We start from the raw sequence: 23,349 nt of genomic DNA, 5'->3' as shown, positions 1-23,349 counted from the left end.
GTGAATGTAAGCAACATTGTTGGCATTCGTCATGAAGTAGCAAAGAAATTCACAAATGCAGACGAAAGCTGTCCGCAAATCTGACCAAACCTCACGCCAGCCAGTTTGCTCTTGGAGACCCTCGACATCATCCGCCCCCTGTAGCGCCACCCGGCGCTCCGATCACTCCACATCACCGGTCATCTCAGCTCGCTCTTGGAGCTAAGGCCGGTTCAAACCGAGGAACTGGGAAATGAACAAGTCTTATCGATCCATCTGGAATGAATCGCTCGGCGCATGGGTTGCTGCGTCGGAAGCCACCCGGGCGCGCGGCAAGCGCGGGAGCGTAGTGCGCGCGGCAGTGACGGCTGGCGTGATGGGGGCGGCGCTGTTGGGTGCCGCCAGCAACGCAAATGCGCAGGCGGCGATTACCGACTACACGGGACACGCGTCGCCCGACCCCGTGCCCGGCGCTGTTCTTGATATCAATTCGTACACCCGCGGCGTGATGATGCCGCGCGTCGCGCTCACCGACGCCACCACGTGGGGCTTGCCCGGCGGCGTGCCGGCCGACGGGATGATGCTTTTCAACACCACCGCCGGCACCACCACCAACGGCCTGACCCAAGGCCTGGTGACGTGGAAGGGGGGACGTTGGGTAAGCGTCGACGAGACGCCGTACCTGCATGTGAATTCGACAGTGGTTGGCAACTCGACGCAAGCCAACTCCGGCGCCCTTGGGGTGAACAGCACGGCCATCGGCCCCGATGCCAAGGCGATCGGAAGCCAATCCGTGGCGATGGGGCTCCAAGCCCAGGCCACTGGACTCCGTGCCGTCGCAATCGGTGAGAACACGAAGGCAGACGGCGTGCAGGCCTTTGCCGCTGGTTACGGCGCCAAGGCAACAAGCACAAATAGCATTGCCATCGGCACTGGTGCCGTGTCCGAGGGGACCGCGGCTATCGGCAACATTGCTTTGGGCGCTGGCGCCAAGGCCCAAGGGTCTCAGGGCGCCATCGCCATCGGCCTGGGCGCCGAAGCCCCCTCGCAACGGTCCATCTACATCGGCGAAGGCGCCGGCAAGGGGGCCGGCATCCCGCTGGGCAGCATGGGCGTTGGCTACAACGCCGGGCAGAACAGCAGCGGAGGCTACAACGCGGCCGTCGGCTACGAGGCGGGCCAGAGCGTCTCGGGTTCTCAGAACACCGCCATGGGCAACGGCTCGCAGGTGCAGGTTACAGGTAACAACAACACGGGCGTGGGTAATAGCTCGGGCCGGGACGTCCGCGGCAGCGGCAATACGGGCGTGGGTAACAACGCTGGGAGCGCGGTCACCGGCAGCAACAACGTGGGTGTCGGCCCGAATGCAGGTTACCGCGTCAGCGGCGCGAACAACGTGGCCACTGGCTACTTTGCAGGCAGTGATGTGACGGGAGAGGCCAACGTCGCCAACGGGTCGTACGCAGGCAGCAACGTTTCCGGCAGCAGCAACGTCGCTAGCGGCTCGTTCGCCGGCTTTGGTGCGAACGGAAACAACAACGTCGCTATGGGCAACACGGCTGGTCAAGGCATCGGTACGGCAGCCCAGCCGGTCAACGACACCGTGGCCATCGGCACGTCGTCGCTGGCCTCCAAAGCCAACGCTATCGCCATCGGCAAGGGCGCCCAGGCCACGGGCACCAGCAGCATCAGCATCGGCACCGGCAACAAGGTCAGCGGCGACAACAGCGGCGCCATCGGCGACCCGAACATCGTCAGTGGCTCGGGCAGCTACGCGCTGGGCAATAACAACACCATCGCGTCCGACAACGCCTTCGCAATGGGCAACAACGTGACCATTGCGGCTGGCCTGGATGGCGCGGTGGGCATTGGCAACGGCAGCACTGTGGCGGCCTCGACCGTGACCTCGTATGCGCCCAACGGCGCAACGGTGGCGGGCACCGCCATCGGTAGCAATGTGGTGAGCGTAGGAGCCTCGGGCGCGGAACGGCGCGTTTCCAATGTCGCAGCTGGTGGTGCGGACACTGACGCGGTCAACGTGAGTCAGCTCAAGGCCGCGCAGGCTGCGGCCACCACGCACTACTTCAGCGTCAACGACACTGGCACTGCAATTCCCATCACGCCAGCGATCGACGGCACCAACTTCAACAACGACGGGGCATTGGGCGTCGAAACGCTGGCGGCGGGGCAGCACGCCACGGCGGAATCCAACTACACGACGGCCCTCGGTGCACGTGCGTTTGCTGGTGATCCCACGGGCACCGGTGCTGCACCCAACGCCACCGCCGTGGGCGCTGGTGCATATGCCGCTGCAGAGTCCGCTACCGCCTTGGGCGCAAGCGCGTATGCCCCTGATCGGAACACGACTGCCGTGGGCACGGGTGCGAGTGCGAGTGGTGAATTCTCGACTGCCCTGGGTGCTGGCTCCCGCGCTGAGATCTGGGGATCGACTGCCCTCGGAGCGGATGCGGTGGCAAGTGGCGCGGCATCTACTGCAGCCGGCCGTGGCGCCCGCGCGCAAGGCTGGGCTTCCACAGCACTTGGCGAAGCATCGACCGCGTCCGACGAGTTCGCGACCGCCGTGGGCTCGTTGAGCCGAGCCGGCCAGCACAGTACGGCAGTGGGCCAGAACAGCAGCGCTAATAGCTGGGAAGGAACTGCGGTAGGCCAAGGCTCCGTCGCGGAATACCGTGGCACGGCAATCGGTCAGATCGCCAATGCCAGCGGCCAGGAGTCGACCGCCGTGGGTCAATGGAGCCAGGCCACGAGTCAATACGCCACGGCCTTGGGCCAGGACAGCCACGCGACGGCTAAGTTCGCGACAGCGCTGGGACAGTACAGCCAGGCGACGCAGGTGTACTCGACCGCGGTGGGCCAAGGTTCACTGGCCAGCAACGAGAACACCACGGCGGTGGGGCAGGCGGCTCAAGCCCCGGGGTTGTGGTCCACGGCCGTGGGCCAGTTCAGCCAGTCCATCGGCGAGCGCTCGACTTCGGTCGGCCAGGCCTCGCGCTCGGACGGCGCTTTTGCGACCGCCGTAGGCCAGGAAGCGCAGTCCACGGGCGACAACTCGGTGGCTGTCGGCATGGGCACCATTGCCAGCGGCCTGGCCAGCACGGCAGCGGGCCAGTACGCTCGCGCCATTGGTGACCATTCCACGGCACTGGGCCAGCACAGCTACGCCACCAAGATCTGGACCACCGCTGTGGGCGAAGGCGCAGTGGCCGACGGTGACAACTCGACGGCCGTGGGTCAGCACGCAGAAGCCACGGGCACCTACAGCTCGGCCATCGGCCAGTACGCCACGGCGGCGGGCGCGTATGGCACCTCGTTGGGCCAGTCGGCACAGGCTGACGGCGAACGCGCCACTTCGCTGGGGCAGTTCAGCAAGGCAACAGGCGTGGCCGCCACGGCCGTGGGCCAGGGCGCGCAAGCCACGGCTGGCAGCGGTGTGGCGTTGGGCGCCAACTCGATCGCTGACACCAAGTCTTTCCTGGAAGACCCCACCCGCACGGGCTACGTGCCCACCGGCGTCACCACCGCGCAGGCCGCCGCCATCAACGCCACCAACAGCAATCTGGGCGCGGTGAGCGTGGGCGACGCGGCGACCGGCAAGTTCCGCCAGATCACCAACGTGGCAGCGGGTACAGTGGACACAGACGCGGTGAACGTGAGCCAGCTCAAGGCGGTGAATGCTGCCATGGCAGCGGGGGCGACACACTACTACAGTGTCAGCTCCACTGTGACCGGCGCTGGCAGCAACTATGGCAATGATGGCGCGACGGGCGCGAACGCGCTGGCCGCAGGCGTGAATGCCAGCGCCAACGGCGACTACACCATCGCGATCGGCAGCGATGCGAAGGCGACGAATGCAGGGGGCGGGTTAGCGGTTGACCAAGGCGGCACCGCCGTCGGCAGGACTGCCAGCGCCCGGGGCAATGCCACCGCGGCGTTTGGCAGCAACGCCAACGCCGATGGGCAATACAACACGGCGATCGGCGCTGGCACCGTCGCGGGCGGCGACGCCACCACCGGTCCGTCGTATCCGGCGTCCAGTGGCAACACCGCCGTCGGGGGGAGAGCCAAGGCCGTTGGGGTCGACAGCACGGCGTTAGGGGGCTCCGCGAACGCCTTGGGAACGAGCGCAACAGCGCAGGGCGCAGGCGCTCAGGCCAATGGCGACTACACCACCGCAGTCGGATCATTAGCCTCGGCGCTGGCGAAGTCCGGAACAGCGCTGGGCCTTGGCAGCAGCGTCACCCATGAAGGTTCGGTGGCCCTGGGTTCGCAGAGCGTGGCCAATGGCAGCACGCTGGGCAATGCAGCCTACTCCCCGACCGGAAATCTGGCCGACGTCGCTGGCACCAAGGCGGCGGGCGAAGTCAGTGTGGGCGGCATTCCCGCCCTGGCAGGTGGCGCCGTCGTGCACCGCCGCATCACCAACGTAGCGGCGGGCGCAGAGCCGACCGACGCCGTCAACGTGAGCCAGCTGAGAGCGGGGCAGACACACTACTACAGTGTGAACGATGCAGGCGTGAGGGGCGGCAACTACGCCAACGAGGGGGCGCAGGGTAAAAACAGCTTGGCTGCCGGCGTGAACGCGCGCACAGCCAGCGGCGCAGAAAACGCCGTCGCCCTCGGCAATAACGCCAATGCGACCTTGCTTAGCAGTGTTGCTATAGGTGATGGCGCCACCGCAACGGGGGGCGCCGGCGTTCTCAATGGCAACAACGCGGGTGCCTTGGCAATCGGCACGAAAGCCAACGCTTCGGGGGCGCAGGCTGCGGCTATTGGCACTGGCAGCCAGGCCAGCGGCCAGACCAGCATCGCGCTGGGCGTTGGAAGCAATGCCAGCAGCTCGCAGGCGGTAGCAATCGGTACGGGCAGCGAAGCTAGCAAACTGGCAGCAGTTGCTGTGGGCGGCGGTGCCAATGCCAGCGCAGCCTTTGCCTCCGCTCTAGGAAGTGGGGCAATCGCAAGCGCAACTAGTGCGAGCGCCTTTGGTAACGGCAGCGAGGCGTCAGTGGCGAGTGGTGTGGCGTTGGGGGCGCTTTCTGTCGCTAACACAGCAGCGGGCGCAGTGGGTTATGACCCCGCGACCGGTCTGGCCTCAACCAACGCCTCGGCCACATGGGTCAGTACGCTAGGCGCGGTGAGCGTGGGCGGGGGGGCCAACGGTGACACTCGTCAGATCACTAACGTGGCCGCCGGCACGGAAAACACCGACGCGGTGAACGTGGCCCAACTCAAGGCCACGCAGACGCATTACTTCAGTGTCAATTCCTCCGGTGGCGGCAACTACGACAATACGGGTGCGCTAGGTATCGACTCCATTGCCATCGGGAAAAATGCTGCCACTGCCGCAGCGGCAACGAGCGCCGTAGCAATCGGAACGGGTGCTGCCGCGAAGGCTGCGAGCGGCAATGGTGCTGGTGTAGCCATTGGTGCGGGGGCCACTGCGGAGAGTGGTGGAGGTGGTGGCGTAGTAGCAGGTCTTATCGCAGCCCCGGTTGCCATCGGCAACGGTGCCACGGGCGTGGGCAATGGCGCACTCGCGCTGGGAGACTCCACACGGGCGATTAACAGCTCGGTTGCCATGGGTGCAGGTGCGTTGGCTGGTGGCCCAAGTGCCAACGCATCGCTAGGCAGCGCCTATGGCCAGATTGCCATTGGTCCGGGTGCGAGAGCAGGCGCCGATGCCACAGGAGTGGGTGTCACGGGCGCCATCGCCATTGGTACGCGAGCAGTAGCCAGTACGGCTGGGCAACTCAATACGATCGCGTTGGGAAGCGACACGCTGGCCGATGCCGCAGGTGCGGTGGCTATCGGCGATCAGGCAAAGGCAACCGCCGGACAAGGCGTGGCACTGGGCGCGGGCTCGGTGGCGACGCAGAGCGCCGCGGCATTGGCACTCAAGGAAGCCTACAAGCCAGCCGGCGTAGCGTCGGTGGCCGGTACACCGATGGGTGAAGTGTCGGTAGGCAGCGTGGGCAAGGAGCGACGCATCACCAACCTGGCCGCCGGTTCGGACGACACCGATGCGGTGAACGTGAGCCAGCTTAAGGCGGTCGATGCGACTGCCAACGCGGGCTGGAACGTGGCTGCCAACGGCGAGGCCACCGGCGGCAATGTGGCTCCAGGCGCCAAGGTCGACTTCAGCAATTCGGACAGCAACATCACGATCACGCGCACGGGCACGGATCTCGACGTCAAGCTGGCTGACGACGTGAAGGTCAACAACAGCGTGACGGTGGGTCAGAGTGTGCTCAACACCACGGGCCTGACGGTGAACGACGGCGCAGGCAACGTCACGACGACGTCGGCGACGGGCTCCACCGTGACCAACGGCACGACCACGACGGCGGTCGCAGCCGGTGGCGTGACCAGCGGCAACGTGAAGCTCAGTGGCGTCAGCAATGACATCCAGGGCCTGAGCAACACGACGCTGACCGATCCGAGCTTTGCCACCGTGGGCCGCGCGGCCACCGAAGAGCAGCTCAAGCTGGTCGACACCACGGCCAACAAGGGCTGGAACGTGGCGGCCAATGGCGAAGCCACGGGCGGCAATGTCGCCCCGGGCGGGAAGGTCGACTTCAGCAACTCGGACAGCAACATCGCGATCACGCGCACGGGCACGGACCTGGACTTCAAGCTCGTTGACGACGTGAAGGTCAACAACAGCGTGACGGTGGGGCAGAGCGTGCTCAACACCACGGGCCTCACGGTCAACAACGGCACCACGACGACTCAGGTTGCAGCCGGCGGTGTGACCAGCGGTGATGTGAAGCTGAGCGGTGTCACCAACGACATCCAGGGCCTGAGCAACAAGACGTTGACGGACCCGAGCTTCGCCACGGTTGGCCGTGGCGCCACCGAAGAGCAGCTCAAGCTGGTCAACGACACGGCCAGCGCAGGCTGGAATGTCGCGGCCAATGGCGAAGCTACAGGCGGCAACGTGGCACCGGGCGGCAAGGTGGACTTCAGCAATTCGGACAGCAACATCGCCATCACGCGAAGCGGCACGAACCTGGACCTCAAGCTGGCCGACGACGTGAAGGTCAACAACAGCGTGACGGTGGGCCAGAGCGTGCTCAACACCACGGGCCTCACCGTGAACGACGGCGCAGGCAACGTTACGACGACGTCGGCGACGGGCTCCACCGTGACCAACGGCACGACTACGACGGCGATGGCTGCCGGTGGCGTAACCAGCGGCACGGTGAACCTCAGTGGCGTCACCAACGACATCCGAGGTCTGAGCAACACGACGTTGACCGACCCGAGCTTCGCGACCGTGGGCCGTGGCGCCACTGAAGAACAGCTCAAGATCGTGAACGACACGGCCAGCGCAGGCTGGAACGTGGCCGCCAACGGCGAAGCCACGGGCGGCAATGTGGCGCCGGGGGCGAAGGTCGACTTCAGCAATTCGGACAGCAACATCGCGATCACGCGCACGGGCACGGATCTCGATGTCAAGCTGGCCGACGACGTGAAGGTCAACAACAGCGTGACGGTGGGCCAGAGCGTGCTCAACACCACGGGCCTGACGGTCAACAACGGCACCACGACCACCTCGGTGGCCGCCGGTGGCGTGACCAGCGGCGATGTGAAGCTGAGCGGTGTCAGCAACGACATCCAGGGGCTGAGCAACAAGACGCTGACGGATCCGAGCTTCGCGACGGTGGGCCGTGGTGCCACTGAAGAGCAGCTCAAGATCGTCAACGACACGGCCAGTGCAGGCTGGAACGTAGCGGCCAATGGCGAAGCTACCGGTGGCAACGTGGCGCCGGGCGGCAAGGTGGATTTCAGCAATTCCGACAGCAACATCGCGATCACGCGCACGGGCACGGATCTCGACGTCAAGCTGGCTGACGACGTCAAGGTCAACAACAGCGTGACGGTGGGCCAGAGCGTGCTCAATACCACTGGCCTCACGGTCAACAACGGCACGACGACCACTGCGGTGGCGGCTGGTGGCGTGACCAGCGGCAACGTGAACCTCAGTGGCGTCAGCAATGACATCCAGGGCCTGAGCAACACGACGCTGACCGATCCGAGCTTTGCCACCGTGGGCCGCGCGGCCACCGAAGAGCAGCTCAAGCTGGTCGACACCACGGCCAACAAGGGCTGGAACGTGGCGGCCAACGGCGAAGCCACGGGCGGCAATGTCGCCCCGGGCGGCAAGGTCGACTTCAGCAACTCGGACAGCAACATCACGATCACGCGCACGGGCACGGATCTCGACGTCAAGCTGGCTGACGACGTCAAGGTCAACAACAGCGTGACCGTCGGTCAGAGTGTGCTCAACACCACGGGCCTGACGGTCAACAACGGCACGACGACCACCGCAGTAGCCGCAGGCGGCGTCACCAGCGGCAACGTGAACCTCAGCGGTGTCACCAACGACATCAAGGGCCTGAGCAACACGACGCTGAGCGATCCGACGTTCGCCACCGTGGGCCGTGGCGCCACCGAAGAGCAGCTCAAGCTGGTCAACAACACGGCCAGCGCAGGCTGGAACGTGGCGGCCAACGGAGAGGCAACCGGTGGCAACGTGGCACCGGGCAGCAAGGTGGACTTCAGCAATTCGGACAGCAACATCGCCATCACGCGAAGCGGTACGAACCTGGATCTCAAGCTGGCCGACGACGTCAAGGTCAACAACAGCGTGACGGTGGGGCAAAGCGTGCTCAACACCACCGGCCTCACGGTCAACAATGGCACCACGACCACTGCCGTGGCTGCCGGTGGCGTGACCAGCGGCAGCGTGAACCTCAGCGGTGTCACCAATGACATCAAGGGGTTGAGCAACAAGACGCTGACCGATCCGACGTTCGCGACTGTGGGTCGTGGCGCGACTGAAGAGCAACTCAGGCTGGTCAACGACACCGCCAGCGCAGGCTGGAATGTCGCGGCCAATGGCGAAGCCACGGGTGGCAACGTCGCGCCGGGCGGCAAGGTCGATTTCAGCAACTCTGACAGCAACATCGCCATCACACGCAGCGGCACGGACCTCGACTTCAAGCTGGCCGACGACGTGAAGGTCAACAACAGCGTGACGGTGGGCCAGAGCGTGCTCAACACCACGGGCCTCACCGTGAACGACGGCGCAGGCAATGTCACGAAGACGTCGGCCGCAGGCACCACGGTGACCAACGGCACGACGACCACGGTCGTCGCGGCGGGTGGCGTGACCAGCGGTACAGTGAATCTCAGCGGTGTCACCAACGACATCAAGGGCCTGAGCAACACGACGTTGACCGACCCGAGCTTCGCGACCGTGGGTCGTGGCGCCACTGAAGAACAGCTCAAGATCGTCAACGACACGGCCAACACCGGTTGGAACGTGGCCGCGAACGGCGAAGCCATCGGTGGCAACGTCGCGCCAGGCGGCAAGGTCGACTTCAGCAACTCGGACAGCAACGTCACGATCACGCGTACGGGCACGAATCTCGATGTGAAGCTCGCCGACGACGTGAAGGTCAACAACAGCGTGACCGTGGGCCAGAGCGTGCTCAACACGACGGGCCTGACTGTGAACGACGGCGCGGGCAATGTCACGAAGACGACGGCCTCAGGCACCACCGTGACGAACGGAACGACGAGCACGGTCGTCGCAGCCGGCGGCGTGACCAGCGGCAGCGTGAATCTCAGCGGTGTCACCAACGACATCAAGGGCCTGAGCAACACGACGTTGACCGACCCGAGCTTCGCGACCGTGGGTCGTGGGGCTACCGAAGAACAGCTGAAGATCGTCAATGACACGGCCAGCGCAGGCTGGAACGTGGCGGCCAACGGAGAGGCAACCGGTGGCAATGTCGCACCGGGCGGCAAGGTCGACTTCAGCAACTCGGACAGCAACGTCACGATCACACGCACGGGCACGGACCTCGACTTCAAGCTGGCCGACGACGTGAAGGTCAACAATAGCGTGACGGTGGGCCAGAGCGTGCTCAACACCACGGGCCTCACCGTGAACGACGGCGCAGGCAATGTCACGAAGACGTCGGCAGCGGGTACCACGGTGACCAATGGCACGACGACCACGGTCGTTGCAGCCGGCGGCGTGACCAGCGGCACTGTGAACCTCAGCGGTGTCAGCAATGACATCAAGGGCCTGAGCAACAAGACGCTGACCGACCCGAGCTTTGCGACCGTGGGCCGCGCGGCCACCGAGGAGCAGCTCAAGCTGGTCGACACCACGGCCAGCAAGGGCTGGAACCTGAGCGCGAACGGCGAGGCGACGCCGCAGAACATCGCACCGGGCGGCACGGCCAACTTTGCCAACGGCGACAACATGGTGGTCACGCGCAACGGCAACACGCTGACCGTGGCCACGGCCAAGGACGTGAAGTTCGACAGCGTGACCACCGGCGACACGGTGATGAACAACGCCGGCGTGACGGTCGGCCCGAACGTCACCCTCGGCGCGACCGGCCTGACCATCGTCGGCGGTCCGAGCGTGACCACGGCGGGCGTCAACGCTGGCGGCAAGGTGATCACGAATGTCGCGCCGGGCGTGGCCAACACCGATGCGGTGAACGTCAGCCAGCTCAAGGACACCGTGGCCGAGAGCAAGACCAAGTACTACAGCGTGAACTCGACCGGCGGCGGCAACGAGAACAACGACGGTGCCACCGGTGTCGACGCCATTGCCTCGGGCAAGGACGCGCAGGCGACCGCCGCCAACGCAGTGGCCATGGGCACTGCGGCGCAGGCCGCGGGCATCAGCGCCACGTCGATCGGCAATGCCGCCTGGGCGATGGGCGACCGCAGCACGGCGGTGGGCTACTTCTCGGGCGCTTATGGCATTGATAGCGCGGCCTTCGGCCATTGGGCACGGGCCGTGGGTGATGGCAGCCTGGCTGCGGGCGCATATTCGAGGGCCTCGGGCGTGGCGAGTGTCGCGGTGGGTGGTCAGAGCGGCGCCACCGGCGATTTCAGTCTGGCGCTGGGCGCAGGAAGCACAGCTACCGCTTACGGCGGTGCGGCCCTGGGCGCAGGCTCGGTGGCGGGCCGGACGGGGGGCGTTCAGGGTTATGTGCCGCCGGGCGCGACCGCTGCGCAATCGGATGCCATCGCAGCCACCACCAGCACCACGGGTGCTGTGGGCGTGGGCGACGTGGCCAAGGGGGTGTTCCGCCAGATCACCGGCGTGGCCGCCGGCTCCGCCCTGAGCGACGCGGTCAACGTGGCACAGCTGCAAGCGGTGGCGAGCCAGGCCGCGGCAGCGGGCAGCAAGTGGATCACCGGTTCGCCGACGACCTACGTGGCACCCACGTCCACCGGGACCGATAGCACGGCAGTGGGCTCCGGCGCGGTCGTCAAGGCCGACCAGGGCGTGGCGGTCGGCACCGGCGCCGTGGTCACAACGAAGAACAGCGTGGCGCTGGGCAACAACTCGACCACATCGGACGCCAAGCCGACCGAAGCGGTCACGCTTCAGGGCACGACCTACCAGTTCGCCGGCACCAAGCCGGTGGGCGTGGTCAGCGTCGGCTCGGAGGGCAACGAGCGCCAGATCACCAACGTCGCGGCCGGCGAGATCAGCGCCACCAGCACCAACGCGGTGAACGGCAGCCAGCTGTACGCGACGAACCAGGCGATCAACAGCATGACCACCGGTGGCGGCGGCATCAAGTACTTCCACGCCAACTCGAAGGCGGCCGACTCGAGCGCCGACGGCGCGGAGAGCGTGGCGATCGGGCCGAAGGCCGTTGCGACGGGCAGCAACTCCATCGCCACCGGCAACGGCGCGCAGGCCCAGGCGGCCGGCAGCATCGCGCTGGGTGCCAACAGCACGGCCTCGACGGCCAGCAGCGTGGCACTGGGCGAGGGCGCGGTGGCCAACCGCGCCGGCATGAACGGCCAGCGCGAGATGTTCTCGAACACCGTGGTGCAGTCGGCGCAGGGGGCGGTGTCGGTCGGCTCGACCGGCAACGAACGCCAGATCACCAACGTGGCCGGCGGCACGCAGGCCACCGACGCGGTGAACGTGCGCCAGTTGCAAGCAGTGCAGCAAAGCGCAGTGCGCTACGACACGAACGTGGACGGCAGCGTCAACTACAACAGCGTGACCATGGGCAACGGCGCCTCCACCGGCCCGGTGACGGTGCAGAACGTGGCGCCTGGCGTGGCGCCGACCGACGCGGTCAACGTGCAACAGCTCAACCAAGCCGGCGCCGCCAACACGGCCTACACCGACGCGCGCACCAACGCGCTGGGCAGCGAGATCCGCAACGTGGCGAAGAACGCCTACGCCGGCGTGGCCGCTGCGATGGCTGTGCAAATGCCGGGCACTTCGGTGCCGGGCAAGACGGTGATGCGCGTCGGCTATGGCACCTTCAAGGGCGAGAGCGCGGTGGGTATCAGCTTCCGTCGCACGGCTGAGAACAACGGCTGGAGCGTGACCGGTGGCGTGGGCATGAGTCGCGCTGGGGCTGCGGCCACGGTTGGCGCCGAATGGGTCTTCAATTGAAGAGGGAGTGAAGAAAAATGAATACGAATCGAATCCTGTCCGCGGTCGCCTTTGCCGCATCGCTTGCAGTCCTCCAAGGCTGCGCATCACCCGGCGCCGCCATCGACAAGGAAGCGCAGGCGCGCGCCGCGGCTGAGAAGCCGTCGGCGCCCAAGCCCGAGGAGTTTCCGGACCTGGGCAGCGCCAAGTGGAAGCAGGGCGCTTTCCCGGGCACCGACAAGTTCCAGCGTGTGCGCCCGGGCATGGGCAAGGACCAGCTGCGCGAGTTGCTCGGCTGGCCGCACTTCAGCGAAGGCCTGTGGGGCGTGCGCGAGTGGAACTACATCTTCCACTTCTATACAGGCAAGGGCAGCGACTACACCACTTGCCAGTACATGGTGCGCTTCAACGGCAACGAGCTGATGACCGGCGGCTGGTGGAAGAACCCTGACTGCGCCTTGCTCGCGCAGCCGCCGGCGGCCACGCCGATCCCGGCCAACACGAAGCTGGCACCGCCGCAGAAGGTCACGCTCAGTGCCGACGGGCTGTTCCGTTTCGACGGCGCTTCGCTCACCGACCTGCTGCCCGCAGGGCGCACGCGACTGGAGCACCTGGGCGGCGAGTTGCGCAACAATTTCAAGTCGCTGCACTACATTGTGGTGACCGGTCACACTGACCGGCTGGGCAGCGACACCTACAACGAGGCACTGTCGCTCGAGCGCGCTAACACCGTGCGCGAGCTGCTGGTACAGCAGGGTATCGACCGCAAGCTGATCCGCACGGTAGGTATGGGCAAGCGCCAGCCGGTGGTTTCCGACTGCGAAGGTACCCGCAACTCCCCAGCTTTACTGCAGTGCCTGCAACCCAACCGGCGCGTTGAGCTCGACGTCGCAGGAGAGCAGTGACGATGAACGTGCCCGCCCCTTCGGGGTATCGGATCGCTTTGGTGGACTCCGACGCATTGCAGCGTGCCTGCACCGGCAACTCGCTGACGGCGTTAGGGGCTGATTTCATTCCTTTCGTGCGAATGTCTGACCTGATTCAAGTCTTGGAGGCGGGCCAGCGCTTTGACGGCATCATCGTGGGTCTGCATGCAGACGCGCAGAAGACTGTCGCGCGTGTGCCTGAGATGCATCGGGCGGCTGACTGGATGCTGCCGCTGCTGTATCTCACACATCGGTCGGAGTTGAAGAGTGTGGAGACGGTGCCCCTCGAGCTGCGCGCGCAGCGCTCTTTCGAGTTGCTGCTCACGCCCGTGGCGAACGAGGACCTGGGCGCTTGGCTGGCGTCGCTAGACGGCCGGCTGCGGCCGGCCCGGCTCGTGCGGGTGGGTGTAGACGCCTGACGCCCGCTGGCCCCGGCCCCACTCGGGGCCGGGGCTGTCAAAAATGAAGGATCAGGCGGGCGTTCGGTCTGCCGCCTTGTCGCCCAAATTTCAGCTTCTCCGCGTGGGCAGAGATCGCCGACACGGGGGCACCACCAGCCGGTAGCCCTGCTCGTAGACCGCGCGCAGCTCGTAGCCGTTCTCGGCGCACGGGTTCAGGCGCTTGCGGATGTTGGCCTCGCACATGTCGAGCACCCAAGCACCTTCGTTGAGCTTGGCTTTGCCCCAATCGATTGCTATTGCCAGTGAGTTCCTGACGACGTTCGCTGTGACCGACGATCTGGGCGTCTGACTGTCGTCGCTTGACAGCAGGCGGCGTCTGGCCCTGCTTGTAGGTGTGAGGGTAGCCACCTGAAAAGCCCCCTAGGTCCGGCCTCACATCCCCACGAGAAGGTGCGTCAGAAATTCAGGATCAGGCTGGCGTTCGGTTTTCCGCCATATCGCCCAAGTTTCAGCTTTTCCGCGTGTGCAGAGGTCGCCGACAAGGGCACCAGTCGGTAGCCCTGTTTGTAGACCGCCCGCAGCTCATATCCGTTCTCGGCGCACAGGTGCAGGCGCTTGCGGATATTGGCCGCGCACACGTCGAGCACGCGTGTGCCTTCATAGGGCGTGGTCTTGTCCCAGATCGATTGCCACAGCCAGTCACGCGTGATGACCTGCCCGGCGTTGCGGAACAAGGTGACGGCAAAGGCGTACTGGCGCGGCTGCAGGCGGATGCGGCGGTCGCGCAACAGCACCGTGTGAGCCATGTCAAGAAAGCGGTAGGGGCCCCAGGCTGCTGGGCCGATGCTGGCGGTCTGCGCGGCATGGCGCGCGCGCAGCACCAGGGTGCGCATGCGCCAGGCCAGCTCGTTGATGGCGTCCTCGATGTCGCCCCCCTGCAACTCGACGAAATCGTCCCAGCCTGGTGCATCGCGCCAGGGCATGAGCTGTTCCCAGCGCTTGTCGCGCACGATGAGCAGCGTCGGAATGTTCAGGGCTCGGCAGGCCGCGAAGAGGCTGCGCGACGCCAACTCGTTCTCGACCACCAAGAGCAACAGGTCGATCTGCTGTCCGCGGTCCAGCGACTCAAAAAAGTCGGTCAGGCCGGAGAAGTGGAGGGCGTCGTAACCCAGGCGGGGCAGACTGTGCAGCAACTGCAGCCCAGTTGTGCCGTGCTCGTCGAGCAGGGCCACGCGCGTGGTGACAGACATGGCTCAGGTTGCCTTGCCGTCCCGCACGGCGAGCACGATGATCCCCACGGCGCACACCGCGAACAGGATGCCCGTGGGAATGGCACCGATGCTGCCCAGCAGCCAGCCGTACAGGTCGGTGAGCATGGCGATGAGCCGGTTACCGCTGGACTGGCGGCTCAGGTCGTTGGCAATGAATGCGTTGAACGACAGCACGGCAAGAACCAGTGCCACAAAGCCAGCCGCGATCCACTTCACGATTTTTTTGCTCCTTTTTTCCCCCGTCGCAGCGCAGGCCGTGCGGGTCCTTGGATGCTAGCGGGGGCTGCGGGGCAGAAGTCTGATGAATTCTTTCAGCAGCGCGTACGTGAGCGACCGGACGGCCGTGACGATCCCGGTCCGGACATCGGCTGAAATGTCCGGGAGTTCACCTTTTGCCCGCAGTCTTTTTCACAGGCGCCTGCGTCGCAGGCCCCGCCAAGCTGCATCTGGCGCGCGGCGTACACGGCCTCCCACAATATTGATAAACATCTAGCCCGCGAAGGGTCGGCCTCCGTTCACTGGCCTATCGTTTGGATTCCCATTCAACCGATTGAGCCCACGAAGGAAACCGACATGGAACTTTATGCGGGGATTGATTTGCACTCCAACAACAGTGTTGTGACCGTTCTCGACGAGCAGGATCGGACTGTCTACGCGAGGCGTCTTCCGAACAATCTCGATGCCATCGTTTCGGCACTTCGGGCGTGCGCGGGTTCGGTGCGTGGCGTGGCGGTGGAGTCCACCTACAACTGGTACTGGCTGGTCGACGGACTTCAGGCAGCGGGCTTCACCGTGCACTTGGTCAACACCGCCGCGGTCAAGCAGTACGACGGACTCAAGCACGGTGGCGATTTCAGCGATGCACGCCATCTCGCGCACCTGTTGCGATTGGGTATCTTGCCTGTCGGTTATATCTACCCCCGAGAAGAACGTGCCGTCCGCGACCTGCTGCGCAAGCGCAGTCAGCTCGTACGCCAGCGCTGCACCCAAATCTTGAGCATTGAGAATCTGATGGCGCGCAATCTCGGTTCACGAGCGACGGGCAATGCGATCAAGCGATGGGAGCCCGAAAACATCAACGCGATGGAGTTGCTTGACGAGCAGAAGCAGGCCTTGAAGGCGAACTTGGCAGTGATGAAATGCATCGACTGCCAAGTCAATCAGCTCGAGCGCAGCATCCTGGCCAAGGTCAAGCTGCGCGAGGACTACCAGGCGCTCAAGACCGTCAGCGGCATCGGTGAAATCCTGGCCGTGACCATCGCACTGGAGACGGGGGACATCGGCCGTTTTGCCGGCGCGGGGAACTTCGCTTCCTATGCTCGCATGGTGGACAGCCGGCGCGAATCTAACGGCAAAAAAAAAGGCGTGGGGAACGTCAAATGCGGCAACAAGTATTTGTCTTAGGCGTTCATTGAAGCAGCGCACTTCGCCGTACGCTATGACGCGACGATCAAACGCTGGTACCAGAAGAAATGCGCTGACAGCTTGTCTGTTGTCGCGATCAAGGCGGTCGCGCACAAGCTCGCACGCGCCTGCTACCACGTTATCAAGGACGGAACCCCGTTCGACGCGGGCAGGGCATTCAGTTGATGCAGGCGGGAATCAGACGATAAATGGGACGGTGCCGGTAGTGCCTACAGATGGGTTGGAAGAACCATCAAAATTGATTGCACGCTGGCACCGATCCCTCCCATGTTGATGGGTTCGTTGCGCCCGCAACGCGAGCCAAATGGGGCTGGATCACCGATAGGTGAAGCCAAGACATTGTGCAGCCGGCTCGTCTGGCTGCGAGGATTGGACGCGGTGGGGCACAGAGGGTTTTCTGGGGCTGTGAATGCAGCCAGGGGCTCACGCCGCTGCAAGGTGTGCATGCCTTGATCCTGATGGGTGACTGGTGCGCAACGGCGCAACCAACTTCGAGAACCAAGTGCGCGCCGAACGAAGAGACAGGGAATGCAGCTTGGCAAGATATGCGGGACAGTCGCAGATATTTGCGCGTCCCTCTTGACGGAGACGGCGAATGGGTGACCATCGGATGGGTGTGAACGCGCCCAAGCGGCCTGACAAGGCAGGCCTCGCCGATGGAAGGGGCCGCTCGTCAACGAACTCAGGCGCGATCTTGGCGCGCAGTGCTGCTTTTCTGCATCAGGCTTGCTGGGGCGCGCGGAGCGGCCGATCATCTCTATGCCGAGGCCGCCCTCGCGAGGCGGGCTCTTACGCGCTTGACGAGGGGCCCATTGGCGTGATGGCGGAGTTGGTGGAACAGCTCGTGCGGGTTGAGGGTTGTGCACGGCTTGGGGCGCCTCCAGCGTGCGCGAGTCGAGGCGTCTGTGGAACAGGCGCGAGCTTCGGCTTTGCCCGAGTTGCCTCTCCCGCCGAGCGAACCGATCCATGTCCTCGAGACCGTGAGAGCATTCTCCTCAGGCCTTCGAAAGCCAGAACCGATTTCTCCGCACGAGATTGCTGCGGTGTGATTCACGTGCTGACTTCAAATTTTGGGTCGACGGGCGACGAGATCATCCTTGATGCCTCTCGCATGCTCGGACTCAAGGCGGCCAGCCTTCAGATTCGCCAAGCCAGCGGGGACAGCAGTCTATGGACTCTCGCAATGCCTTGAGCTACGGGCGGAAGGAGAAAATGCTGATTGCTGTAGCAGAAAGGGAAGATGATGCTTCGCCGTGAATGCACTAAAAAATGATTCTCCCAAAATGAGGTATAGATCTGCTTTTCGAAATTTCAAAAGTAGGGAATTTCACCGACATGAAAGGAGGAAGAATTCGGTTTAAGCTCTTTCTTTTTTTAAGATCGAGACCTATGGCAAAGACCTTCCTTCAAGTTCAAAACCAGATCGCGCAGTTGCAGCGCCAGGCCGATCAATTGCGGAAAAAGGAGGCCGACGGTGTACTCAGTCGGATCAAGGAGGCAATTTCGGTTTATGGATTCACCGCGGAAGAGCTTGGCTTTGGGAAAGGCCGCGGGAAAGCGGTTATGTCCAAGGAAAAGGGAACTCGAAAGCCCCAAAAGACCAAGAAGACAATCGCTGCGGCCAGAGTCCCAAAGTACAAGGATGACCAGGGCAACGTTTGGAGTGGCCGTGGCCCGCGCCCCCTTTGGTTCAAGGCGGCCCTGGAGGCAGGAAAGTTGGCTGAAGATCTGCTCGCCTGAGGCTCGCCGCCGCCAAGTGCGCCGTCCGGATGCGTGAGCCGGCCGCATCCGAACTCGACAAGAGAGGTGTCGTCAGTTTTCCCTTGGCGCCCACCAATCATCACAGTCGATGCACCGTTCGGACAGGTGCAGTTCGGGCAGGTTGATGCGACCGGTCGCACTACGAGATCAGGAGTTCTGTGAAGACCTCATCTTCCTTGCGGGATGCTCGCTTGGCGGGGCATATGCGCACCTGCCGGGGATCGACGTGCCATGATTGGCACGAGCGCCCCGGTGGCCCATATTCATGGGTGGTCCATTCCGGGCAGGTCAGCGTTCCCCAGTCCTGCTGTGACAGCGGCGACCAGAGCAGTGCCGTCGTCGGCCTTCAAGCGCCCCTGCGCGATCGTCGACATGCTGTCGGACCGCGGTACCCGGCATTGGTCGGCCTGAGGGGCGACGAGCCCCTCCAGTGCCTCGGCCGACCATGCGCCTTGACATGGTCCGGACTTGCGATGAGCTTCCCGTGGGTTGCGCCTGTGCGTCTTGCAAGCAGGCTAGAGTCCCGAAGAGAGCCAACCTGTACCGCACAGTCGCAACCCTTTGCGATGAGATCGGCAAGCGATCGATGTAGCAGGTTTCGATGTGAAGTCGTAGGTGGTGTCGTGCAAGGATCGCCGCGAAGTAAAGCGGCCGCAAAGAAAGCGGTTCAGCAACGCGCAAGCGGCCGCGAAGTCGCCCGCGGGCAGGATCGCTTCCCAGGCCACGTTGATTTCGGTGCAGACCCCGGCTGCATCGTCTCGAAGGCGGCTCCGGCTTCAGTGAGAACAGCCGCGAGTTGATCGTGCAAGCAACTGGACGCCCAATTCCGCTTTAAGCCGAAATGACGGCGGCTGACGATCGACTTGCACGCGCCAAACGCAAAGTGCGATGCGCCTTCGGCCGGCGTGCCCACGCGTCGGCCCCGTCGTCTGCGCACTCTTGGCACTGGCTGTAGCCGTCGGCTCCCGCCCATCGTGTCCGTGGCGGGGGCACTCTTCGGCCCGACTGTCAAAAAAAACAGGGTGGATTGGACACGTTGGATCGCGAAGTGTGCTTGCCATTCGACGAGCTTCGAGTGAAGACAGCCGCGAAACAGTGGAACTCCGCCGAACAAGTCCGCCCGTGGCGTCGCTTGAGAAGACTCACGCAGAGCGGGGATATCAAGTTGGGCAGTTTCTCGAGGAGCCTATTTCATTGGCATAGGGCAGCCCCCGTCCTCGGCCTTGCAATTGAGGTAAGTCTGAAGATCCTTGATCCGAGTTTGAGTAATCTCTTCCTTGCAACCGGAAACAACCATGGGATACATGCTGCCTCCCTTATTCAGGGATGAGCTAAAGGTGCACTCGGCGTCGCGAAAGTTCACCCAAGCCCTTTGTGCAACAACAAGCAGTTTGGCCGTTTCCGGGTCGCCCTTCAATCGTCCTCTGATCTGTCCATAGATCGCATTTAGTTCGGCGTCAACTTTCGCATAGGACTTGCCAGCGCACTGGTTGAGGGTTGATTGATCCGACGCGTTGGTGCAATCTTCCTGAGCCGACGAAATGCCGGGAATGGCGAGAGACAAGCCGAGAAGTAGTGCTGAGACTTTCACTATTTTTCCTGTTTAAATTAAAAATTGAGATGACATGTTCTTCTTTTTGAAATGCGTCTTGATCCGTGGCTTCCAATATCACGAGTCCGACGCCGCACCTGAAGAGCAACTCGATGCATCCGAAGATCCGGTGGCGCTGTAACTTCCACTCGAGTCCTTCCAGAGAAATGGAATTTCTGCGGTTCCGGACATGACTGTATTTGGCCGGAGCCCAGCAGCTAGGGCTGCAAGCGCGCATAGATAGCGCTAGGAGTATCCCCTCGGAAGCAAACTTGCGTCCAGCCCTGGAGCGGCTAACGATGACGCGAAATGCAGCATGGATAGTCTTGTCGGGGGCTTTTGGAGCGAGATCCAAAATGCGGAGGTGCGGGCACGTCCGGCTACGTAGTTAAGTGGCCTGGATCCGATGGGGAAACCGCCGGCGTAGGCGTTCGAAGGGTTGCCACAACTTTGCGTTTCCAGCTCCTCAAAATCGAAGAAAAATAGAAGTGAACAATTTTTTTGAAAGCTGTGAATGTGAAGAAGAAATACAGTCTCAACTGGGTGTAGCCGTGCTTCACCGCATCTCGGGCCGCCCCGTCATTGCAATAAAAGTGGCGGAGCTGAAACGGGGGCTGAGTTGTGTTGCGCAATGAGCTCCAATCGAGCTGCATTCCTCAGACTGAGCTGAAACTATTCGTTCCACTGTGTATACATCGCACTTTGTTGCGCTCTCCTCGCGAGACCAAGGACCATGCGCATAGCCATCTTCGACAGGGATCCGAATCAGCTGGTCCAGTTTGCGCAGTTGCTTGAGACGCAGATAGTCAGCAACACACCGGTCGTCTGTGAGACTTTCAGGGAAGAGGCTGCCCTACAACGAAACTTGTCTCGCGAGTCCTTCGATCTGTTGATATTCGAATGGCAGTTCATCGATGGAAGTGGTCCGAGAGTCCTGCAATGGTTGCGCAATTGGCGCAGGGACTGCGTTCCGATCGTTGCTGTTGGATCGCGAGCTTCGGAACTCGATCTGGCTCAGGCGTTGGATCTGGGGGCGGATGACTACATCGCGAAGCCGGTTCACCTGCACGAACTCCGTGCACGCGTGCAGCGTCTGGTAAATCGCCAAGGCCAACGCGGGACGGGAGGGCTCGTACGCGTTGGACCGTGGGAGTTCGACCGCATCTCGCATAGCGCCGTTCTCCGTAGAGAAATCGGTGCGACCCACTTGCTGGAGCGGTATGAGCTGACTCCTCGAGAGTTCGATATAGCTCTCAAACTGTTTCAGAACATCGGACGAACTTTGTCTCGCTCACATCTGTTAGAGAGCGCTGGGAGCGATGAGGAGAACGCCTCGCGCACCCTCGACAGTCATATCTATCGTTTGCGTCACAAGCTCCACCTCAAGGCGACGAACGGCTTCCGTTTGCAGGCTGTCTATGGACGCGGATATCGGTTGGAAGCATCGCTTGGCGGTGAATCAGACGTGACGCATCCGCCGCGCTGCGATGAGGCCAGCAGCATGAACGCTTGGGTGTTCGAGCCATTTGTTCAGTCTTTTGATAACTCAGGCGCGTTCGCCCCTGCGCACGATGGGGCGGCATTCGCGCGCGGAATTTCTAGCGGACACGAGCGCACACAACAGTGTTGATTTGTCGGTCGATCCCGGAACCTCCGAACAGGATCGCCGAACCGTGCTAGAGAGCTCATTCGTCAGCTACTGATGCGATCGCCGTTGCACTCCCTTGTGCGCTTGGGCCAAGCGCATGAGATGCTCTGTGGCACGCGTATCTGAAAAGACGCAGGAGAGCTGCGCTGCGATAAGCGAGGACAGGCCACATCACTCGAACACGGTGCTCGTCCAACGTCCCACCCCGACGAGATTGAAATGTGCGTGCGGGTGAAACGCAATGCCGATACGATCATAGGCAATAGCCAACTCGATGAGGCAAGCCTTCATGGCAAATGTGTTGCGGCGTTGCTTGGCTGCACCGAATCTCTTTGCAACTGAATCTGATGGCATCTTCTCCTCCGATGGTTGACCCAGCCATTTTTTCCCACATTCGCATCGTGCTCAGCATGGTGGTAAGCCTTGGCATAGCGCGGCTGCTTTCCGGCGTGGCTCGATTCGTTCAGCATCCTGGGCGCAAACGTGCCTACGGGGTGCATCTGCTGTGGGTGGTGTCCTTGCTGCTGTCGATGATGCACTTCTGGTGGTGGGAGTTCTCCCTCTCGCACCTGCAAGTGTGGCGTTTCGAGACCTACGTTTTCGTCGTCGGCTACGCTGCGCTCTACTATCTTCTTTGCGCTGTTCTTTTTCCGGATGATTTGGCGGAATACACGGGCTACCGCGACTATTTCATGTCGCGTCGCAGGTGGTTCTTCGCATTGCTGGCGACGGCGTATCTCGTTGATGTTGCAGATACCTGGATCAAAGGTCAGGAGCATCTAGCGGCACAAGGATACGAATACGCAGTACGAACCGCCGCCTATGTGGTGCTGTGTGTTGTTGCTTCCTTGACCACCAATGCGCGCTTCCACGTCGCTTTCGCCGTGCTGAGCTTGACCTACCAGATTTCATGGATTCTGCGTGTCTATGACGTGATCGGAAAATGAGCTGAAGTAACCTCAGGCTCCGCGCTCAAGGTGAGGCTCCATCAATCCTGAAAACCACTCCACGAACGCAACAAGACGCCTCGAACGCTGGCGTCGATGCGGATACAAGAGCGAGACCGGCATTGGAGACGCTCGATGCGCCGGCATGACTTCAACGAGTTCGCTCCGATCCAGCAGGTGCTTTACGTCGAAGCGAGGGATCTGAATCAGACCGTTGCCGCCACGACAACCTGCGATGTAGGTTTCGGCGTTGTTAACAACGATGCGACTAGGCAAAGTCAGCTCCTGGGATTGGCCCGAGGCGTCGAGATACTCCCAGGGAAGCTCCCGGCCGCTGGACGGTGAGGCGTAGCCGATTGCCCAATGCCCCTTGAGCAAATCAGCCGGTTTTTCCGGAATGCCATGCTCGCGCAGATATGCTGGACTGGCGCAATTGACGAGGGCGATATGCCCCAGCGGGCGAACCACCAGGCTGCTGTCATGCAAAGCCCCCACGCGCACGACGCAGTCGACGCCTTCCTGCAACAGATCGACGGCGCGATCGGAGGAGCCGAGCACCAACTGCAGCCGCGGATAGCGCCGTAGCAAACTCGGCAAGGCAGGCACGACGAGACGCCGGGCGATGCGGCTGGGCACGTCGATCCGCAGCCGACCAGCGACCTGCCGCTGACTGCTCTGAAATAGATGCTCGACATCCTCTGCGTCCGCCAATAGGGGGCGCAAGCGAGCGAGCAATTGCACGCCATCTGCCGTTAGATGAACTTGACGGGTGGTCCGGTTCAGCAGGCGCGTTCCTATTTTCTCCTCCAGTTGCTGGATCGCAGCGGATACCGTGGCGCGCGGCAAGGTAAGCGCATGGGCTGCCTTGATGAAGCTGCCCATCTCAGCCACCTGTACAAAAACGCGGTATTGATCGAGCTTGTCCATCAGGCTCTAGATTTCG

Annotated in this window: 12 protein-coding genes and 2 pseudogenes; 7 read left to right on the top strand and 7 right to left on the bottom strand. The window is 63.1% G+C overall.

Annotated features, from left to right (window positions below):
- The first annotated feature begins 232 nt into the window (after positions 1-232).
- Genes RZE79_RS34070 through RZE79_RS34060 form a run of 3 tightly spaced genes read left to right on the top strand, consistent with a single transcriptional unit; the run spans position 233 to position 13,781 of the window.
- Positions 233-12,457 carry an ESPR-type extended signal peptide-containing protein gene (locus RZE79_RS34070; protein WP_319361852.1) on the top strand — a complete coding sequence of 4,075 codons (12,225 nt, stop codon included), beginning with the start codon at positions 233-235 and terminating at the stop codon, positions 12,455-12,457.
- A 17-nt stretch (positions 12,458-12,474) separates the two neighbouring features.
- On the top strand, positions 12,475-13,341 hold the full coding sequence (locus RZE79_RS34065) for an OmpA family protein (protein ID WP_319361851.1): 867 nt from the start codon (positions 12,475-12,477) through the stop codon (positions 13,339-13,341).
- Positions 13,342-13,343: 2 nt separating this feature from the next.
- Positions 13,344-13,781 (top strand): hypothetical protein, encoded by a 438-nt coding sequence (locus tag RZE79_RS34060; RefSeq protein WP_319361850.1) that lies wholly within the window; start codon positions 13,344-13,346, stop codon positions 13,779-13,781.
- Positions 13,782-13,871: 90 nt separating this feature from the next.
- Here RZE79_RS34060 and RZE79_RS34055 read toward each other — a convergent pair whose 3' ends face one another.
- The 3 genes from RZE79_RS34055 to RZE79_RS34045 form a co-directional block, all read right to left on the bottom strand.
- Positions 13,872-14,015: a hypothetical protein gene (locus RZE79_RS34055; RefSeq protein ID WP_319361849.1), complete on the bottom strand. Its 144-nt coding sequence runs from the start codon at positions 14,013-14,015 to the stop codon at positions 13,872-13,874.
- 203 nt (positions 14,016-14,218) lie between these two features.
- Positions 14,219-14,995, bottom strand: a complete 777-nt coding sequence (locus tag RZE79_RS34050; RefSeq protein WP_319361848.1) for a winged helix-turn-helix domain-containing protein — start codon at positions 14,993-14,995, stop codon at positions 14,219-14,221.
- A 21-nt stretch (positions 14,996-15,016) separates the two neighbouring features.
- Positions 15,017-15,250 carry a hypothetical protein gene (locus tag RZE79_RS34045; RefSeq protein WP_319361847.1) on the bottom strand — a complete coding sequence of 78 codons (234 nt, stop codon included), beginning with the start codon at positions 15,248-15,250 and terminating at the stop codon, positions 15,017-15,019.
- Positions 15,251-15,607: 357 nt separating this feature from the next.
- Between RZE79_RS34045 and RZE79_RS34040 the strand changes: the two are divergent.
- A pseudogene (locus RZE79_RS34040) lies at positions 15,608-16,624 on the top strand (IS110 family transposase).
- Between the two features lie 1,224 nt (positions 16,625-17,848).
- On the top strand, positions 17,849-18,199 hold the full coding sequence (locus RZE79_RS34035) for an H-NS histone family protein (protein ID WP_319361846.1): 351 nt from the start codon (positions 17,849-17,851) through the stop codon (positions 18,197-18,199).
- Between the two features lie 186 nt (positions 18,200-18,385).
- Here RZE79_RS34035 and RZE79_RS34825 read toward each other — a convergent pair.
- Positions 18,386-19,133 (bottom strand): annotated as a pseudogene (locus RZE79_RS34825) (LysR family transcriptional regulator); the annotation flags it as partial.
- 273 nt (positions 19,134-19,406) lie between these two features.
- The gene (locus RZE79_RS34030; protein WP_319361845.1) at positions 19,407-19,811 is read right to left on the bottom strand and encodes a lysozyme inhibitor LprI family protein; all 405 of its coding nucleotides are present in this window, start codon (positions 19,809-19,811) and stop codon (positions 19,407-19,409) included.
- Positions 19,812-20,544: 733 nt separating this feature from the next.
- Here RZE79_RS34030 and RZE79_RS34025 point away from each other — a divergent pair.
- The gene (locus RZE79_RS34025) at positions 20,545-21,441 is read left to right on the top strand and encodes a response regulator transcription factor (RefSeq protein ID WP_319361844.1); all 897 of its coding nucleotides are present in this window, start codon (positions 20,545-20,547) and stop codon (positions 21,439-21,441) included.
- A 189-nt stretch (positions 21,442-21,630) separates the two neighbouring features.
- Here the strand turns inward: RZE79_RS34025 and RZE79_RS34020 are convergent, their stop codons facing one another.
- Complete coding sequence (locus tag RZE79_RS34020) at positions 21,631-21,813, bottom strand: hypothetical protein (protein ID WP_319361843.1); 183 nt, start codon at positions 21,811-21,813, stop codon at positions 21,631-21,633.
- Here RZE79_RS34020 and RZE79_RS34015 point away from each other — a divergent pair.
- Positions 21,807-22,406, top strand: coding sequence for a hypothetical protein (locus tag RZE79_RS34015; RefSeq protein WP_319361842.1), 600 nt, complete (start codon positions 21,807-21,809; stop codon positions 22,404-22,406). The two genes, RZE79_RS34020 and RZE79_RS34015, sit on opposite strands and share 7 nt — an antisense overlap.
- 12 nt (positions 22,407-22,418) lie before the next feature.
- Here RZE79_RS34015 and RZE79_RS34010 read toward each other — a convergent pair whose 3' ends face one another.
- On the bottom strand, positions 22,419-23,333 hold the full coding sequence (locus RZE79_RS34010; protein WP_319361841.1) for a LysR family transcriptional regulator: 915 nt from the start codon (positions 23,331-23,333) through the stop codon (positions 22,419-22,421).
- Between the last annotated feature and the right edge of the window lie 16 nt (positions 23,334-23,349).

The organism is Variovorax sp. EBFNA2 (assembly GCF_033802765.1).
GTDB classification, from domain to species: domain Bacteria; phylum Pseudomonadota; class Gammaproteobacteria; order Burkholderiales; family Burkholderiaceae_C; genus Variovorax; species Variovorax paradoxus_H.
Note: the sequence above shows the minus strand (reverse complement) of the source record. Positions and strands in the feature narration are given on the sequence as shown.

Excerpts from the sequence above, each read along its gene's own strand:
- RZE79_RS34070 (WP_319361852.1), top strand. The coding sequence starts at position 233 with ATGAACAAGTCTTATCGATCCATCTGGAATGAATCGCTCGGCGCATGG.
- RZE79_RS34065 (WP_319361851.1), top strand. The coding sequence starts at position 12,475 with ATGAATACGAATCGAATCCTGTCCGCGGTCGCCTTTGCCGCATCGCTT.
- RZE79_RS34060 (WP_319361850.1), top strand. The coding sequence starts at position 13,344 with ATGAACGTGCCCGCCCCTTCGGGGTATCGGATCGCTTTGGTGGACTCC.
- RZE79_RS34035 (WP_319361846.1), top strand. The coding sequence starts at position 17,849 with ATGGCAAAGACCTTCCTTCAAGTTCAAAACCAGATCGCGCAGTTGCAG.
- RZE79_RS34025 (WP_319361844.1), top strand. The coding sequence starts at position 20,545 with ATGCGCATAGCCATCTTCGACAGGGATCCGAATCAGCTGGTCCAGTTT.
- RZE79_RS34015 (WP_319361842.1), top strand. The coding sequence starts at position 21,807 with ATGGCATCTTCTCCTCCGATGGTTGACCCAGCCATTTTTTCCCACATT.
- RZE79_RS34020 (WP_319361843.1), bottom strand. The coding sequence starts at position 21,813 with ATGCCATCAGATTCAGTTGCAAAGAGATTCGGTGCAGCCAAGCAACGC.
- RZE79_RS34010 (WP_319361841.1), bottom strand. The coding sequence starts at position 23,333 with ATGGACAAGCTCGATCAATACCGCGTTTTTGTACAGGTGGCTGAGATG.